General features: G+C 62.1%; 15 protein-coding genes and 1 pseudogene. 3 read left to right on the top strand and 13 right to left on the bottom strand.

Annotation, left to right across the window (positions count from 1 at the left end; all coding sequences use genetic code 11):
• Window positions 1–12: 12 nt before the first annotated feature.
• The 3 genes and pseudogenes from A7D21_RS36600 to A7D21_RS10030 form a co-directional block, all read right to left on the bottom strand.
• Window positions 13–240, bottom strand: a pseudogene (locus A7D21_RS36600) (HAMP domain-containing protein); the annotation flags it as partial.
• A 996-nt stretch (window positions 241–1,236) separates the two neighbouring features.
• Window positions 1,237–2,649 carry a PLP-dependent aminotransferase family protein gene (locus tag A7D21_RS10035; RefSeq protein ID WP_053255261.1) on the bottom strand — a complete coding sequence of 471 codons (1,413 nt, stop codon included), beginning with the start codon at window positions 2,647–2,649 and terminating at the stop codon, window positions 1,237–1,239.
• Between the two features lie 201 nt (window positions 2,650–2,850).
• Complete coding sequence (locus A7D21_RS10030; RefSeq protein WP_053255260.1) at window positions 2,851–3,612, bottom strand: SDR family oxidoreductase; 762 nt, start codon at window positions 3,610–3,612, stop codon at window positions 2,851–2,853.
• Between the two features lie 229 nt (window positions 3,613–3,841).
• On the opposite strand from A7D21_RS10030, the gene A7D21_RS10025 reads away from it, so the two are divergent.
• Window positions 3,842–4,849 (top strand): NADP-dependent oxidoreductase, encoded by a 1,008-nt coding sequence (locus A7D21_RS10025; RefSeq protein ID WP_069551630.1) that lies wholly within the window; start codon window positions 3,842–3,844, stop codon window positions 4,847–4,849.
• A 136-nt stretch (window positions 4,850–4,985) separates the two neighbouring features.
• On the opposite strand, the gene pyrF is transcribed toward A7D21_RS10025, so the two are convergent.
• Window positions 4,986–5,684 (bottom strand): orotidine-5'-phosphate decarboxylase, encoded by a 699-nt coding sequence (gene pyrF / locus A7D21_RS10020; protein ID WP_053255258.1) that lies wholly within the window; start codon window positions 5,682–5,684, stop codon window positions 4,986–4,988.
• 260 nt (window positions 5,685–5,944) lie between these two features.
• On the opposite strand from pyrF, the gene A7D21_RS10015 reads away from it, so the two are divergent.
• Both A7D21_RS10015 and A7D21_RS10010 read left to right on the top strand, forming a co-directional pair.
• The gene (locus tag A7D21_RS10015) at window positions 5,945–6,709 is read left to right on the top strand and encodes a response regulator (protein WP_053255257.1); all 765 of its coding nucleotides are present in this window, start codon (window positions 5,945–5,947) and stop codon (window positions 6,707–6,709) included.
• Window positions 6,709–7,743, top strand: a complete 1,035-nt coding sequence (locus tag A7D21_RS10010) for a HAMP domain-containing sensor histidine kinase (RefSeq protein WP_053255256.1) — start codon at window positions 6,709–6,711, stop codon at window positions 7,741–7,743. Before A7D21_RS10015 ends, A7D21_RS10010 begins: the two co-directional genes overlap by 1 nt.
• Before the next feature lie 26 nt (window positions 7,744–7,769).
• Here the strand turns inward: A7D21_RS10010 and A7D21_RS10005 are convergent, their stop codons facing one another.
• The 9 genes from A7D21_RS10005 to A7D21_RS09965 all read right to left on the bottom strand — a co-directional run bounded on the left by A7D21_RS10005 (window position 7,770) and on the right by A7D21_RS09965 (window position 15,628).
• Complete coding sequence (locus tag A7D21_RS10005) at window positions 7,770–8,831, bottom strand: AI-2E family transporter (RefSeq protein ID WP_069551629.1); 1,062 nt, start codon at window positions 8,829–8,831, stop codon at window positions 7,770–7,772.
• A gap of 72 nt (window positions 8,832–8,903) precedes the next feature.
• Window positions 8,904–9,722 carry a DUF4892 domain-containing protein gene (locus tag A7D21_RS10000; protein ID WP_053255254.1) on the bottom strand — a complete coding sequence of 273 codons (819 nt, stop codon included), beginning with the start codon at window positions 9,720–9,722 and terminating at the stop codon, window positions 8,904–8,906.
• A 114-nt stretch (window positions 9,723–9,836) separates the two neighbouring features.
• Window positions 9,837–10,691, bottom strand: coding sequence for an alpha/beta hydrolase (locus tag A7D21_RS09995; protein WP_053255253.1), 855 nt, complete (start codon window positions 10,689–10,691; stop codon window positions 9,837–9,839).
• Window positions 10,688–11,491 (bottom strand): alpha/beta fold hydrolase, encoded by an 804-nt coding sequence (locus A7D21_RS09990; protein WP_053255252.1) that lies wholly within the window; start codon window positions 11,489–11,491, stop codon window positions 10,688–10,690. The genes A7D21_RS09995 and A7D21_RS09990 overlap by 4 nt, the downstream gene beginning before the upstream one ends.
• A 97-nt stretch (window positions 11,492–11,588) precedes the next feature.
• Complete coding sequence (locus A7D21_RS09985; RefSeq protein ID WP_053255251.1) at window positions 11,589–12,032, bottom strand: hotdog fold thioesterase; 444 nt, start codon at window positions 12,030–12,032, stop codon at window positions 11,589–11,591.
• A gap of 30 nt (window positions 12,033–12,062) precedes the next feature.
• The gene (locus tag A7D21_RS09980; RefSeq protein WP_069551628.1) at window positions 12,063–13,712 is read right to left on the bottom strand and encodes an AMP-binding protein; all 1,650 of its coding nucleotides are present in this window, start codon (window positions 13,710–13,712) and stop codon (window positions 12,063–12,065) included.
• A gap of 86 nt (window positions 13,713–13,798) precedes the next feature.
• Window positions 13,799–14,248, bottom strand: coding sequence for a phosphohistidine phosphatase SixA (gene sixA, locus A7D21_RS09975; protein ID WP_053255249.1), 450 nt, complete (start codon window positions 14,246–14,248; stop codon window positions 13,799–13,801).
• The gene (locus A7D21_RS09970) at window positions 14,245–14,592 is read right to left on the bottom strand and encodes a DUF4389 domain-containing protein (protein WP_053255248.1); all 348 of its coding nucleotides are present in this window, start codon (window positions 14,590–14,592) and stop codon (window positions 14,245–14,247) included. The genes sixA and A7D21_RS09970 overlap by 4 nt, the downstream gene beginning before the upstream one ends.
• 10 nt (window positions 14,593–14,602) lie before the next feature.
• Window positions 14,603–15,628, bottom strand: coding sequence for an NAD(P)H-dependent glycerol-3-phosphate dehydrogenase (locus tag A7D21_RS09965; protein WP_053255247.1), 1,026 nt, complete (start codon window positions 15,626–15,628; stop codon window positions 14,603–14,605).
• Between the last annotated feature and the right edge of the window lie 51 nt (window positions 15,629–15,679).

Raw genomic sequence — 15,679 nt, 5'->3', positions numbered from 1 at the left:
GCTCAGGCCGTTACCCATCTGCTGCATCGCCTGCATCAACTGGCCGATCTCATCACGACGGCTGACTTCCATGCGCCCACTCAGGTCCCCGGCGGCAATCTGCCGGGCCACGGCGATCACACTGCGCAGGGGCGCGACGATCAACCGGGTAATCACCCATGCGGCAATCAACCCCACCAGCAAGGCCAAGGCCGAGGAACCGATGATCAGCACCGCGCTTTTTTTCAACTGTGCCTGCATCGACTGGTCTTCGGCGTCGTAGGCCTGGTTGACCCGGCTGACCACCTGATCGGCGCGGTCATGCAACTGCTTGTAGACGACTTTTTCCTGGGCCAGCAGCCCGGTGTACTCGCCGAGTTTTTCGCTGAACGCGGCAATATGTCCGGACACTTCGTTGAGCACGGTCTGGTAACCCGGATCCTTGACCGCCGTTTTCAACTGTTCGACCTGAGCCAGGGCCTCGTCGGCCTGCTCGATCTTGCCTTGCTCGGCGTTGTCGGCATCCGCCTTGCGGCTCTGATCCAGGCGCACCCGCGCTTCATTCATGGCTTGCAGCATCAACCGCGACACCTGGCTGACTTGCCCAGCCTGTGCGATAAACTCGGCGCCGTCCTTACCCTGGCTTTCCTTGAGGCCATAGGCCCCATCATCGGCCAAACCGGCCTGCAGCACGTCAAGGTTATTGGCCACACTGGACACCGACCAACTGGCCATCTCCAAGGCCAGGTCCTTGGTCTGGGTCAACTCGACAAATTCGTCGAACGCCTTGCGATAAGCGGCCAATGCCTGCTCAACATCGCTCATCGCCGGCACGTTGGCGGCGGACTGCGCCTTTAGCGTGGCCGCCATGGCCGCCAGGGCATCGACGCTTTCATGCAGGGCATCGACAGCCTTGGGGTCAGCGTGCAGCGCGTAGTCCTGCTCGATCAAGCGCACCTTGAGCAAGCCACTGTTGAGCGAAGACATCGCCTTGAGGCCTTCAAAACGTTGCCCCACGGTTTGCAGGGACCACACGCCAATGGCCGCCACCAGTGCAGTCAACAGCAGCACCAGAGCGAAGCCCAAGCCCAGTTTTTTCGCCATACCGAGGTTGGCAAAACGTCGTTGCACGGCCGAAATCATTGCACTTGAATCCTCTTGGAATGGCAAATGCCATCAAGCCTGGTTTCCATGCTGGGAGATTCGCAACGACGAGCCACCGGCACAAGACGTTGGCGCCACAATAATGGCAAAAAGCTACATGCTCGTCGTTTTCAGAATGGTCGAGGTCGATCCTGCAGGCCCCATGGCGCGGAACAACGCCAGCGCGCGCTGATCATCAGCATAGGCCACATTGATGCGCAGCCAGTCACTGGCTTCACCTTTTGGGTTAAATAGCGCGCCGGGCGACAACAACACGCCGAGTCGCCGGGCACAGGCCTGCAACCGTGAGCGATCGCCTATGCCAGGCCGCGCCCACACAAACATACCGCCGGCGGGCACAGCAAACACTTCCCACTCTTCATCCTCCAGCACCTGCAGGGTCGCGGCCATTTGCGTGTTCAAGCGCTTGCGCAGGCGCTGCACCCACTTGCGGTAGGTGCCATTGGTCAGCAGCGTGGCGACCACCGCTTCGGCAAAACGCGAGGTGCCGATGCCGGTCAGCGTCTTGAGGCTGGCCATTTGCGCAATGATCGCCGCGCCGGCACTGACGTAACCCACGCGCAACGCACTGCTGAGGGTCTTGGAAAAACTCGAGACATAGATCACCCGGCCATCGTGGGGTAACGCCGACAGGCGCGTGCAACTGGCGTGCTGCAAGTCGCCGTAGACGTCCTCTTCAATGATCAGGAAGTCTTCGCTACGCGCCAGTTGCAGCAGCCGCTCGGCTATCGCACGGCACAGGCTGGTACCGGTGGGGTTGTGGTACAGGCAATTGATGAACAGGCACCGCGGGCGATGGCGTTGCAGCAGCGTTTCGAGCACCGGAATATCCGGGCCACCCACGGTGCGCGGGACTTCCAGCAACGTAACGCCGTGGCGCTCCAACTGCCGATAGAGGTTGGCATAGCCCGGCGTCTCGACCACCACGGTGTCGCCGGCCTTGAGCAGTGTGCGTATCAACAGGTCCTGGGCGTGGCCGGCGCCGTGGGTCGTCAGGATGCAATCGAGGTGAGTGGCGACTTTTATCTGCGTCAGGCGCTTGAGCAGTTGCTCACGCAACGCCGGCAGCCCCAGTGGCGTGCTGTAGTTGAAGAGGCCGGCGGTGTCGGTACGGCTGATTTCACGTAGCGCATAACAGAGGTCGTCGCTTTCGCGCCACGCGTCCGGCAACCAGCCGCATCCCAGCTTCAACTCGCCCAACGGGCCTTCGACGAAGGCGCCCCACGTCAGCTCCGCGCCCTCGTACCACTGGCGTTCAAGGGAAACAGGCGGCTGGGCCACCACAAATCCCGAGCCATGCCTTGAGGCCAATAACCCCTGGGCCACCATTCGCTCGAATGCCTCGACCACGCTGGACTGGCTGAGCAGGTTATCGAGGGCCACTTGCCGGATGGATGGCAGGCGCGTGCCGGGGCTCGCGCCGCTCTGGCGTATCCATTGCGCCACCGCGCTGACGATTTGCTGCACCACCGGTACAAGGGCTTGTCGATCGATCCCTAAATCCATGAGCCACTCACTTCAACTGTCTGTTATTACCCCAAACAGTTAAGCACAGAAGCCCGGTAAAACCGGTCGCAAACATTTATTAAAGTATTGATTTTATTGACTTATTTACCTACTGATACACATTCTGACGAGGCCTTGTGCCAGCCATGGAAACGCCCCACAGCGTCCCTGGCCTTTTCGAAGAGTGCGTGACGTTGAGTCCTAGATAGCCGTCGCGCCGCCATCCACCGCCAACGCTTGGCCAGTGGTAAACGCGGCCCCATCGCTGCACAGGTACAGCACGGCGCTGGCGATTTCCTCGACTTTGCCAATGCGCCCGACCGGGTGCATGGCGGCGGCAAAGTCTGCCTTGCGCGGGTCGGCTTCATAGGCACGGCGGAACATGTCGGTGTCGATCACCGCAGGGCACACCGCGTTCACGCGAATTTTCTTCTTCGCGTACTCAATGGCTGCCGACTTGGTCAGGCCGATCACGGCATGCTTGGACGCGGCATAGATGCTCATCTTCGGTGCCGCCCCCAACCCCGCCACTGATGCGGTGTTGACGATCGCCCCGCCGCCCTGCGCCAGCAACAACGGCAGCTGATACTTCATGCACAACCACACGCCCTTGACGTTGACGCCCATGATTGCATCGAACTCGTCCAGTGTGCCGTCGGCCAACTTGCCCTTCTCGATCTCGATCCCGGCGTTGTTGAAGGCATAGTCAAGGCGCCCATAAGCGGCGACGGTCTGCGCCATCAATTGCTGCACGTCCGCATCAAGGGTGACGTTGCAGCGCACGAACAGCGCCTCGCCCCCTGACCGTTGGATCAACGCAACCGTGCCCTCACCGCCCGCCACGTCCAGATCGGCGACCACTACCTTCAAGCCTTCTGCGGCGAACGCCAGCGCGGTAGCGCGGCCAATACCGGCGGCGGCGCCGGTCACCAGGGCGACCTGGCCGGAAAACGTCATGCTCATGGGGGATGTCCTATGCAAGAAATAGCCGTCAGCCGAGTCTAGCCAACGGCGCGGCGGGCGCGTCAGCACTATCAGAAGGCCGGTTGGGGCTGCATGAATCGCAGTGATAAGACCGCAGGCGCCACTATCATCAACGCCTATCGGCAGGCATTCGCCCGCCTCTAACAACCTTGCCCCCAGGCCGTTCAAGGTCTATCAATCAAGATCCACTTCTTGAAGAGTTCTTGCCATGACTGCCCAGACCAACCGCCAGTTCCTGCTCGCCAAACGCCCGGTCGGCGCGGCCACGCGGGAAACCTTCACCTACCAGCAAGTGCCCGTCGGCACGCCGGGAGACGGGCAAGTGCTGGTGCACAACGAATACCTGTCCCTGGACCCGGCCATGCGTGGCTGGATGAATGAGGGCAAATCCTACATTCCGCCGGTAGGCATTGGTGAAGTGATGCGGGCGCTGGGCGTAGGCAAGGTGATTGCTTCAAACCATCCGAACTTTTCAGTCGGCGACTATGTGAATGGCGCGCTGGGCGTACAGGATTATTTCCTGGGCGAGCCACGGGGTTTCTATAAGGTCGACCCGACACTCGCCCCTCTGCCCCGCTACCTGTCAGCCCTCGGCATGACCGGCATGACCGCCTACTTCGCCCTGCTCGATACCGGTGCCCCCAAGGCCGGCGAAACGGTGGTGATTTCCGGCGCCGCCGGTGCGGTCGGCAGCATTGCCGGGCAAATTGCCAAGATCAAAGGCTGCCGCGTGGTGGGCATCGCCGGTGGCACCGACAAGTGCAAGTTCCTGGTGGATGAACTGGGCTTCGACGCCGCCATCGACTACAAAAACGAAGATGTGCCTGCCGCCCTCAAGCGCGAATGCCCCAAAGGCGTGGACGTGTATTTCGATAACGTCGGCGGCGACATTCTCGACGCCGTGCTCAGCCGCCTGGCATTGAAGGCGCGGGTGGTGATCTGCGGTGCGATCAGCCAGTACAACAATAAAGAAGCCGTGAAAGGCCCGGCCAACTATTTGTCGTTGCTGGTTAATCGCGCGCGCATGGAAGGCTTTGTGGTGATGGACCATGCGGCGAACTTTGCTGCGGCCGGCCAGGAAATGGCCGGCTGGATGGCGCAGGGCAAGCTCAAGAGCAAGGAAGATATTGTCGAGGGGCTGGAAACGTTCCCGGAGACGTTGATGAAGCTGTTCAACGGCGAGAACTTTGGGAAGCTGGTGTTGAAGGTCAGCTGACAGACCCCGGAACCGGGTCTGGGCAAGGTCGATGCGCACGCTGGCTTGCCAGCAATAGCATCAACTCAATAGCACTGTAGGACCGAGCTGCCTGCATCGCAGGCAAGCCCGGCGCCCACAGTTGACCGCAAACCGGTCAGGCGATTTCGGCAACCACTGCCGCCAGCGCCTTCGCCGGGTCCGCAGCCTGGCTGATCGGGCGACCGATCACCAGGTAGTCAGAACCTGCATCCAGTGCCTGGCGTGGCGTCAGAATACGACGCTGGTCATCCTGCGCACTGCCCGCCGGACGAATCCCCGGGGTTACCAGTTGCAGCGACGGGTGAGCCGTCTTCAATGCCTCGGCTTCCAGCGCCGAGCACACCAGACCATCAAGGCCGGCTTTCTGCGCCAGGGCCGCCAAGCGCAATACTTGCTCCTGAGGCTCGATATCCAGGCCGATACCGGCCAGGTCTTCGCGCTCCATGCTGGTCAGCACGGTGACACCAATCAACAGCGGTTTAGGGCCGCTGCGCTGCTCCAGCACTTCGCGGCAGGCGGTCATCATGCGCAGGCCGCCGGAGCAGTGCACATTGACCATCCACACGCCCATTTCGGCAGCGGCCTTGACCGCCATGGCCGTGGTATTGGGGATGTCATGGAATTTCAGATCGAGGAATACTTCGAAGCCTTTGTCACGCAATGTGCCGACGATTTCCGCGGCGCAACTGGTGAACAGTTCCTTGCCGACCTTGACCCGGCAAAGCTTCGGGTCCAACTGGTCAGCCAGCTTCAGTGCGGCGTCACGAGTGGGGTAATCCAGGGCGACGATGATAGGAGTCTGGCAGACGGACATTGGAATGGGCTCTCAGGCAAGTCGAAATCGGCGCGGATTGTAGCGCAAGCAGCGCCGTTGCGGGATCCGATGATCGGTAAATACTGTTCAACCACGCTACAGCCGCCATTCAGGCGAATTGTGTCAGAGCTGATACATTCACGACATGCCCCCAACACGCGCCGCCTCTAGCCTCGCGCACATGACCGCCCGTCCAGCACTTACAGCCCAGGAGCTGGGCGCCTATGCTGACAGCAACAACCCAGGCAGATAATCGCACTATGCATACCCCTACCGTCTCTGTAAATGAAGAGCAAAAAGGCGCGGTGATCGCCGAAGACAAGCGCTGGAATACCCGCGCGCTGATCGTCGACGACGATGTTCCGATTCGTGAGCTGCTGATCGATTACCTGGCGCGCTTCAATATTTTCGCCGTCGGCGTGACCGACGGTGCCGCCATGCGCCTGGCCCTGCAAGCCGAAACCTTTGATGTGGTGGTGCTCGACCTGATGCTGCCGGGTGAAGACGGCCTGTCGCTGTGCCGCTGGTTGCGCACTGAATCGGACATCCCGATCCTGATGCTCACCGCCCGTTGTGAGCCCACCGACCGCATTATCGGCCTGGAACTGGGCGCCGATGACTACATGTCCAAACCGTTCGAACCCCGTGAACTGGTAGCACGCATCCAGACCATCCTGCGCCGAGTACGCGATGACCGCACCGAGCAGCGCGCCAACATCCGCTTCGACAACTGGCGCCTGAATAGCGTATTGCGCCAACTGGTGGCCGACGACGGGTTGGTCGTGCCACTGTCCAACGCCGAGTTTCGTCTGTTGTGGGTGTTTATCGAGCGCCCACGTCGCGTGCTGAGCCGCGAACAATTGCTGGACGCTGCCCGGGGGCGCTCCATTGAAGCGTTTGACCGCAGCATCGACTTGCTGGTCTCGCGCCTGCGCCAAAAGCTGGGGGATGACCCCAAAGCTCCGCAATTGATCAAGACCGTGCGTGGCGAAGGCTACCTGTTCGACGCCCGAGACATCGGCTAATGCGCGCCACCTTCAATACGCTGTTCGGAAGGCTGTTCGGTGTATTGCTGGTGGCCATTGTGCTGGCCCATGTGCTGGCATTCTTTTGGTTTCACCACTACGGCCCGCCACCGCCACCGCCTCAGGAAACCTTCGTCGAACAGCCGGACGGCACGATGAAACCCCTGCACCGGCATCGTCGCCCCTGGTTTGGTGGCCCGGTGGTGCCGCTGACGTTCCAGTTTATCTCGCTGATCATCGCCGCCTGGTACGGTGCCAAACTGTTGAGCCGACCGATCCAGCGCCTGAGCGCCGCCGCCGAGCGCTTGAGCCTCGACCTCGACAGCCCACCCCTGGACGAGTCCGGGCCCCGTGAGGCGCGCCAGGCCGCCTCGACCTTCAACCTGATGCAAAAACGCATCCGCGAACAGGTCAGCCAGCGCGCACGCATGCTTGGCGCCGTCTCCCATGACCTGCGCACCCCGCTGTCACGCCTCAAACTGCGCCTGGAACAGATCGAAGACACCAAGCTGCAAGGCCAGATGCGCCAGGACCTGGACGACATGATCGGCATGCTCGACGCCACCCTGAGCTACCTGCATGAACAACGCACCAGCGAAACCCGGCATTGGCTCGACGTACAGGCGTTGGTGGAATCTCTGAGTGAAAACGCCCAGGACCAGGGTTCCGACGTGCAATTTTCCGGCACCTGCGTGCCCTTGCAGGTGCAGCCGATGGCCCTGCGTTCCTGCCTTAACAACCTGATCGACAACGCATTGCGCTATGCCGGTACGGCGCGCATAGAACTGAGCGACAGCCGCGAAGCTCTGGTCATTCGTGTCATTGACCACGGGCCCGGGATTGCAGCGGATAAACGTGAGGCCGTGTTCGAGCCGTTCTTTCGCCTGGAAGGCTCACGCAACCGCAACTCCGGCGGCGTCGGCCTCGGCATGACGATTGCCAAGGACGCAGTCGAGCGCCTGGGCGGCCGCCTGAACCTGGAGGAAACCCCCGGCGGCGGCTTGACCGCCGTGATGTGGCTGCCCCGCGCTTAAGAGCGGCACGGCAGCCCTCCCGTCCTCTACAGCGATTTGTCTTCGCGGCGAACTTGGGCCTGGGTTGCACTCCAATCGGTCAACAGGCTGTAGGCCACCGCCAGCAACGTCGGGCCGATAAACAGGCCAATAAAGCCAAAGGCAATCAGCCCGCCGAACACGCCCAACAGCACGATCACCAGCGGCAAGTTGCCGCCTCGGCTGATCAGGTACGGCTTGAGCACGTTGTCCACGCCGCTGATGATGAACGTGCCCCATACACCGAGGAACACCGCGTAAGTGTAATCGCCCTTCCAGGCCAGCCAGGCCGTGGCCGGTATCCACACCAGCGGGGGGCCCATGGGGATCAGGCTGAGCAGGAAGGTGACGATGCCCAGCACCAGCGCGCCCGGCACGCCGGCGATCAGGAAACCGATCAGCGCCAGCAGGGCCTGGGCGGCGGCCGTACCGATTACACCGTTGACCACGCGCTGCACGGTGCCGGCCACCAGTTCGATGTAGTAACCGGCGCGCTCGCCGATCAAACGCTCCAGCAAGCGATGCACGAACACCGCCAGCCGTGGCCCATCGCGGTAGAAAAAGAACACGAACACCAGGCTCAGCGTCAGCTCGAGGATGCCGCCACCAATCTGCGCACTGCGCGCCAGCAACCAGTTGCCGACCTGCCCCAGGTACGGCTTGATGCTGACCATCAGCGCCGCGCCTTGCTGGTCGATGCTGTCCCACGTCGCCACCAAACGCTCGCCGACAAAGGGAATCGAGCCCAGCCAGGTCGGCGCGGCAGGCAAGCCGTCGACCTGGATATCCTTGATCAGGCTCACGGCGTCACGCACATGGTCTGCCAGGTTAAACCCCAGCCACACCAGCGGCACCGCCACCAGCAATATCCAGCATAAGGTCAGGATGCCGGCCGCCAGAGACTCCCGGCCGCCCAACCAGCGAGTCAGCAAACGCATCAGCGGCCAGCTGGCAAATGCCAGCACCGCGCCCCAGAACAGCGCCGACCAGAACGGCGCCATCACCCAGAAGCTGGCACCAAACAACACCAGCAGCAGGATTTGCACCAGTAGGCGATCGTTATTGAGCATCGGGTATCTCGAGAAGAAGGCTGTAGGAAGAGAGCTTAGGCGAGCGGCGCGGGTCCGCTCGCCTGATAACGGTCAGCGTATCAGATGCAGGTGCAAACCCTTAGCGTCACCGGTGCCGGTTTCCATGCGGGCGGCGCGTACACCGCTGTCGATCAGGCCTTGGCGCCAGGCTTCGGCCGTCGGCCCGGTCAAACTGACGCGCAAGGTGGCGTCGAGGTTCAAGCCGCGGGAAATCAGGGTCAACCAGGTGGCATCAGGCTCAGATCCCAGCGCAGGGAAATCCAGCTCGCCCGTGCTTTTCAACTCACGCAACAAGGTCGCAGAGGTGGGCAGCAAGTCCCCCAGCGGCGCGCTGGCATCGAGTTGCTCCACGTGCAGGTAAGCGCGACGGTTGCCGCGGGTGATGCCGTACAACGCCACCAGGGAGTTGCCCTGCGGCGCAGCGAGGCGCAACAGCAGGTATTCCTGCTGACCATCGGCGCCGACCAGCTTGGCGTTGCCGAAGACTTCATTGGCCCACAGGCTGCTTTCGCCGCAATCGCGGGCCTGGCACCAGAACAACAGCTGCGCGCCCTTGGCCTGTAACGCTTCGCGCGTTGCGGTAAACGCGGCGCTGGAAGTGTGCTCGGCGGGCAGTTCATAGGTGATGGCAGTGGTTTGACCGCGCGCCGTGGCCTGGCCTTCGTAGCGCAGTTGGCCGCTGATCTTGCGGATCGCCCCCATGGGGTAGATGCGTTCCTTTTCTTCTGCGGGGCGATAATCGACGATTTGTGCATCGACCTGGCGGGACACGGCCGGTAAATCCTGGCTACCCGGCACGTCGGCGGCGAACACCAAGGGGCTGAAACAGCACAGCCCGAGGGCGCGGATACATCCTTTACGCAGGCTCATCGGACCAATAAGCCCTGGCCATCGGAGGTTGCTGCTGTTTTAAGAGCGGTGTTCACATCGTTCATGGTTGACTCCCTTTCAATCCGCCCAGCCTCGGCAGTTGACCCCGCCAAGTCAAGGCGTGGAGAAGAACCGATTGAAACAGTCTGCAACAAGGATCGCGCCGGGCTCATCATTAAGGTGTAAATGATGGCCTCCCGGCAGCGTGCTCACCGTAAAGGGTAGCTGAGAAAGCAATTCGGAATGTTTCGCCAGCATGCCATCAGCGGCGACCACCAACTGCGTAGGGCACGCCACACGCCGCACGAAAGCCATTGCCTGCTCATCAGTCAGGCGCATCGGCGAGGCCAGGGTCAGACGGCTGTCCGTACGCCAGGTATAACCACCCGGCACTGGCATCAAACCGCGCTGGGCCAGCAGTTCGGCGGCTTCACGGCTGACCGCCACCACGCCTTTCATCCGCGCTTCAACCGCCCGATCAAGGCTGCTGTAAACCGGCTTGCGTTTGTTCTGCAGGCTCAATTGCGCCTGCAGCGCCATGCCCAGCCGCTCCGCCGCGTTCTCACCAGCGGCGGTCGGCGGGACGACACCGTCGATCAAACCCAGGTGCGTCACACGCTCCGGCAAAGCGCCCGCCAACACCAACGAAACGATAGCGCCAAGGGAGTGGCCAAGTAATGCAAAACGTTTCCAGCCCAGTTGTTCGGCGACTTGCAGCACGTCAAACACATAGTCCCACAAGGCATAACCCGCCCCGGCAGGCCGGTGCGCCGAGTGCCCGTGGCCGGCCATGTCCAACGCGACGATGCGCAACCCCTGCAGCTTCGGCGCCAATCGCGCAAAGCTGTTGGCGTTATCCAGCCAGCCATGCAGGGCGATTACCGGCAAGCCGTCTTCGGGACCAAACAGGTGCGCTGCCAACTCGATGTGCGGCAGGCTCAGGCGCACTTCCTCGACCGGCGCACTCATGCGCAACTGCGCTCGCGGGCTTGCCACCGGGCGAACAGGTTTTTGATCAAGGTCGCCGTGTCCTGAGGGCGTTCCAGGGGGAACATATGGCCACCGGGCATCGTCAGCATTTCGCCCATCGGCAGGCGGTCTACACCATTGGCATGGTGCCGCATGACCACCCGGCTCTGGCGGCCGCGCACCACCGCCAGCGGCACCTTCAACTGGCGAACCTGGCCTGGGCTGGTATGGGGCACGCCACGGTAGATGCTGATTTCGGTGGCGGGGTCGAAGCGCAGACGCAGGCGATCGCCCACTTGTTGCAGGCCATGTTGCAGGTAAGCGTCAAAGCATTCCGGGTCGAAGCCGCGAAACAGGGTCTTACCGGCGAAGTAACTGCGCGCGGCGTCCAGATCGGTGAATTCTTCACGTCGGCCCAAGGTGCGCCCGGCAGGAGTCAGGCGGTCGATAAAACCAAAGCGCTTGGCGGCGCGGATGACCCAGCGATCGGCGCGGGTCAGCACCGGCGAATCCAGCATCACCACACCGCGATACAGCTGTGGGCAGCGCATGGCCGCGTGCAAATGCAACACGCCGCCCAGGGAGTGGCCCACGCCCCACACCGGTTCCGGCTGCTGCTCCAAGTGGTGGATCAACTCGTCCACCAGGTTCTGCCAGTTGTCATCCACCGGAAACCTGGGGTCGTGGCCGTGCTGCGGCAGGTGAGCCACTGCATATTCCGGGGCCAGGGCGGCAAACAACTTGCCGTAAGTGGCCGAAGGGAAGCCATTGGCGTGGGCAAAAAACACGTGCTGCGACATACAGAATCCATCGACAAAAACAGAAGTTGATTGTCACCATGCCTGGCCGCTACAGCAATGACTGTAACCGCCAGGAATGATGACACTCACGCCACGCCTATCGCGCCGGCGGGTTTTCGCCCAACGGCACCACGGCCATGGTCAGGCGCGAGACACAGCTGGCCTTGCCATCGTCGTTGCTCAAGCGAATATCCCAGACCTGGGTGGTACGACCGATATGGATCGCCCGCGCCACTGCCGTCACCCGCCCGCTGCGCACACCCCGCAGGTGGTTGGCATTCACTTCAAGGCCCACGCAATAGAACTTGCTGGCATCAATACACAAATAAGCCGCCATGGAGCCGACGCTTTCCGCCAACACCACCGACGCACCGCCGTGCAACAGGCCATACGGTTGATGCGTACGCTGGTCGACAACCATGCTGGCGGTCAGTGACTCGTCGTCGAAAGATTCGAAACGAATATCCAGCAACTCGCCGATGGTGTTTTTCTGGATAGCGTTGAGTTGCTCGATATTGGGTTGGGTGCGCCACAAGCTCATGGGGTTGTCCTTATTGGTTTTATTACGTGCCTAATCCTGCCACAGAATGGATTCGGTGCGCTCGCTCCACGCCTGGAACTGTGCGCCGTAGGTCGACTCGATCACCGTGCGCTTGATCTTCAGGGTCGGCGTCAGAAAGCCGTTTTCCACCGCCCAACTGTCACTCACCACCACCAATTGGCGCAGACGTTCGTGTTTGTCCAGGCTCAGGTTGACGTGTTCCAGCCAGCGCTCAAGGCTACTGTGCAGCGCTTGTCGGTCCTGATCGCCTGCCGATAGCACACACAAGCCCATCGGCGCAGTGAGGCCATCCCCGACCACGCACACCTGTTCGATCCGCGCGTGCTCGGCCAGGCGGTTTTCGATCGGCGCAGGGGCGACGTATTTGCCCTTGCTGGTCTTGAAGATCTCCTTGAGGCGACCGGTCAGGCGCAAGCGGCCATCGGTGTCCTGCTCGCCCTTGTCGCCGGTGCGCAGGAAGCCATCTTCGGTCAAGGTCTCAGCGGTTTTCTGCGGGTCCTTGAAGTAGCCGAGCATGGTCGCGCCGCTGCGTACTTGCACCTCTCCTGACGCGTCGATGCGCACTTCAACACCGGGGCACGGCCGGCCGATCCAGCCGAGTGTCTGCTGGCCTGGGCGGCACACGTGCGAATAGCCGCAACTTTCGGTCATGCCATACACCTCAAGCACATCCAGCCCCAGGCGCTGATACCAACGCAGCAAGCCCTCGGGAACTGGCGCCGCACCGGACAACGCAATGCGTAGCGCATCCAGACCCAAGCCCGCGAGGACTTTATGGCCCACGCGTTTGCCGATAAATGGCAGGCGCAGCAGCGTGTCGAGGCGCTGTTGCGGGATCTTGCTGTAGACGCCCAGCTGAAATTTGGTCCAGATGCGCGGCACACCAAACAGCGCCGTCGGCCGTGCCCGACGCAAGTCTGTAAGAAACGTATCCAGGCTCTCGGCGAAAAACACCGTTTGCCCGGTGTAGATCGAGGCCAGTTCGACAAACATCCGCTCCGCCACATGGCACAACGGCAGGTAGGACAGCAGCCGATCACCCTCCCCCAAACCGAATAACTGGGTGCCTTGCGTGGCGGCGAAACCCAAGGCGCCAAAGGTCTGCATCACGCCTTTGGGCAAGCCGGTGGTGCCGGAGGTGTAGACGATGGTCGCCAGGCTCGCGGCAGCGGGCGTGGGGTTATCCTGGATCGGAGAACAGGCTTGCAGGTCTGACCAGCTGAAATCAAAGTCGCCGGCCGGGCACAGTGGCAGGCTGATGGTCGGCAGACCGGCCGGGATACCGGCGACCATCGCCGGCCAGTCGTCCAGCTTGCCGATCAACACCAGCGCCGCCTCCGAATGCGTCAACACGTGGGCGACCGAGTCGGCAGTCAGGTTGGGGTACAACGGCACGGAGACATGCCCGGCCATCCAGATGGCCAGGTCGGCGATGATCCAGTGCGCGCAGTTTTTCGAGATCAGGGCAATGTGCGAACCCTGGGGCAACGCCCTGGCGCGCAACCACTGTGCAGCGCAACGGGCCTGGTCACCGACCTCGCCCCAGGTGAGGGTCTGCACCGCCCCGCCGCCGATGGGCTGCACGAGAAAGGGCTTGCGCGGGTGCCGCGCTTCACGTTCGTAGAAGACCTGCAACGGCAAACGAAAAGCGACAGGCATGGGACGCGCTCCTTTGTGATCCGATGATAGCCAACCAAGCACTTGCTTGGTTGACTATATAGCACACAAAACAGCGATGACTTTTCCTACGGGTTCTTCACATCAACCAGGCTCATCAGCCCCGCCAGCGGAAAATCCCCCTCCAGCTCCGCCAGGCTGGCGGTGTGCATCGGTTGCGGCTGACGCAGATGGCCATGCTGCAAAAAGCTGATCAGGCTGCCGACCAACGGCTGGTGACTGACCAGCAGCACGTTGTCATCGGTATCGAGTTTGTCCAGCACCTGCAGCGGGTTACTCTCTGGCGTCAGCCACGGCACCGTGCGGATTGGCGGCTCGAAGCCCAATGCCTCACGCACCAGATGGGCGGTCTGCTGGGCGCGTACATACGGGCTGGCGACGATGGCAGTGATCGGCTGGCCGATCAGGTGCGCGGCACTGCGCAACACTTCGCCACGCCCATGCTCGGTGAGGTTGCGCTCGGCGTCGGTGCGCGCGTGCCCTTCGGCTTCACCGTGTCGCAAAATCCACAGCTTCACAGCTTGGGCTCCTCATCACGTACCGGGTGCGGCGCCGGCGGTACGCTGTGGGCGGCCTCGCCATCCGGTGCGCGCGGGGTCGGCCAGTCGGCGAACGGCCAGGGTTTTTGCTCGGTATGGAAACTGCCGAAACGGCCGATCTGCGCCAGGAATTGGCTGAGGCTGTCACCAAAGTTCATCAGGCCCAGGTTCGGCGCGCCGTAGATCAGGCGATACACCAACTGCACCACCACCAGCGCACCGAGCAGGAACTGCGCCACTTGCCACACCAGCGCAAAGACCAGCATCCACAGGATACGCAGGAGGATGGACTCGTATTGGGGGGCTGCTTTCGGATCGTTCATGGCGCGTTCCTCAGTTGAAACCACTGGTGGAAATGAAGTCGACATCGGTTTTCGGTTCAGCGCGCATCAGCAACTCGATGACTTGATTCAAGGTGCGCCCTTCAAACAGGATCGCGTGCAGCCCGGCGACCAGCGGCATGTACACGCCGACTTCCTGGGCCTTGGCCTTCAACACTTTGAGCGTGTTGACGCCTTCGGCTACTTCACCCAGGCGGGTCACCGCGTCGTCCAGGCTCAGGCCCTGGCCCAGCGCGAAACCGACCTGGTAGTTGCGGCTTTTCGGCGACGAGCAGGTGACGATCAAGTCACCCACGCCCGCCAGCCCCAGGAAGGTCATCGGGTTGGCGCCCTGATTGACCGCAAAGCGGGTCATCTCGGCCAAGGCGCGGGTGATCAGCATGCTCTTGGTGTTTTCACCCATGCCCAAGGCCACCGCCATGCCGGCAATGATCGCGTAGACGTTTTTCAGTGCGCCGCCCAACTCCACGCCGAACCGATCGCTGCTGGCATACACCCGGAACGTGCGGCCATGCAGCACTGCCTGGACGCGCTCGCACAGCGCTTCGTCTTCACTGGCGACCACGGTGGCCGTCAGTGCGTGCTCCGCGACTTCGCGCGCCAGGTTCGGCCCGGACAGCACACCAATACGCGCCTGGGGCGCGATCTCTGCAAGGATTTCGCTCATCAGCTTGAAGGTGTGCGCCTCGATGCCCTTGGTCAGGCTGACCAGCAGCTTGCCCGCCAGGCGCTCGGCATGGGGCGCCAGCACCGAGCGCAACGCGCTGGACGGCAGCGCGACGAAGCACAGGTCGCAGTCAGTGAGCGTTGCCAACAGGTCCGTGACCGGCTCGACCGCCGGATGAATCTTGATGCCTTTAAGGTAACGGGGGTTTTCCCGATGAACGCGGATGGCCTCGGCCTGCTCGGGATCACGCATCCACTGGCGCACCGCATGGCCGTTTTCGGCCAGCAGATTAGCCACGGCGGTACCAAAACTTCCGCCTCCCAGGACCGCAATTGGGCGCTGTTCAGTCATATGCAATCCGTTAATCCATACCAGTGGCGATGGCGGCATTATACGGGGCGA

Origin of the sequence: Pseudomonas sp. AP19, assembly GCF_001728855.1 — a bacterium.
Taxonomy (GTDB): Bacteria; Pseudomonadota; Gammaproteobacteria; order Pseudomonadales; family Pseudomonadaceae; genus Aquipseudomonas; species Aquipseudomonas fluorescens.
This window is presented reverse-complemented; position numbering and strand designations above follow the sequence as displayed.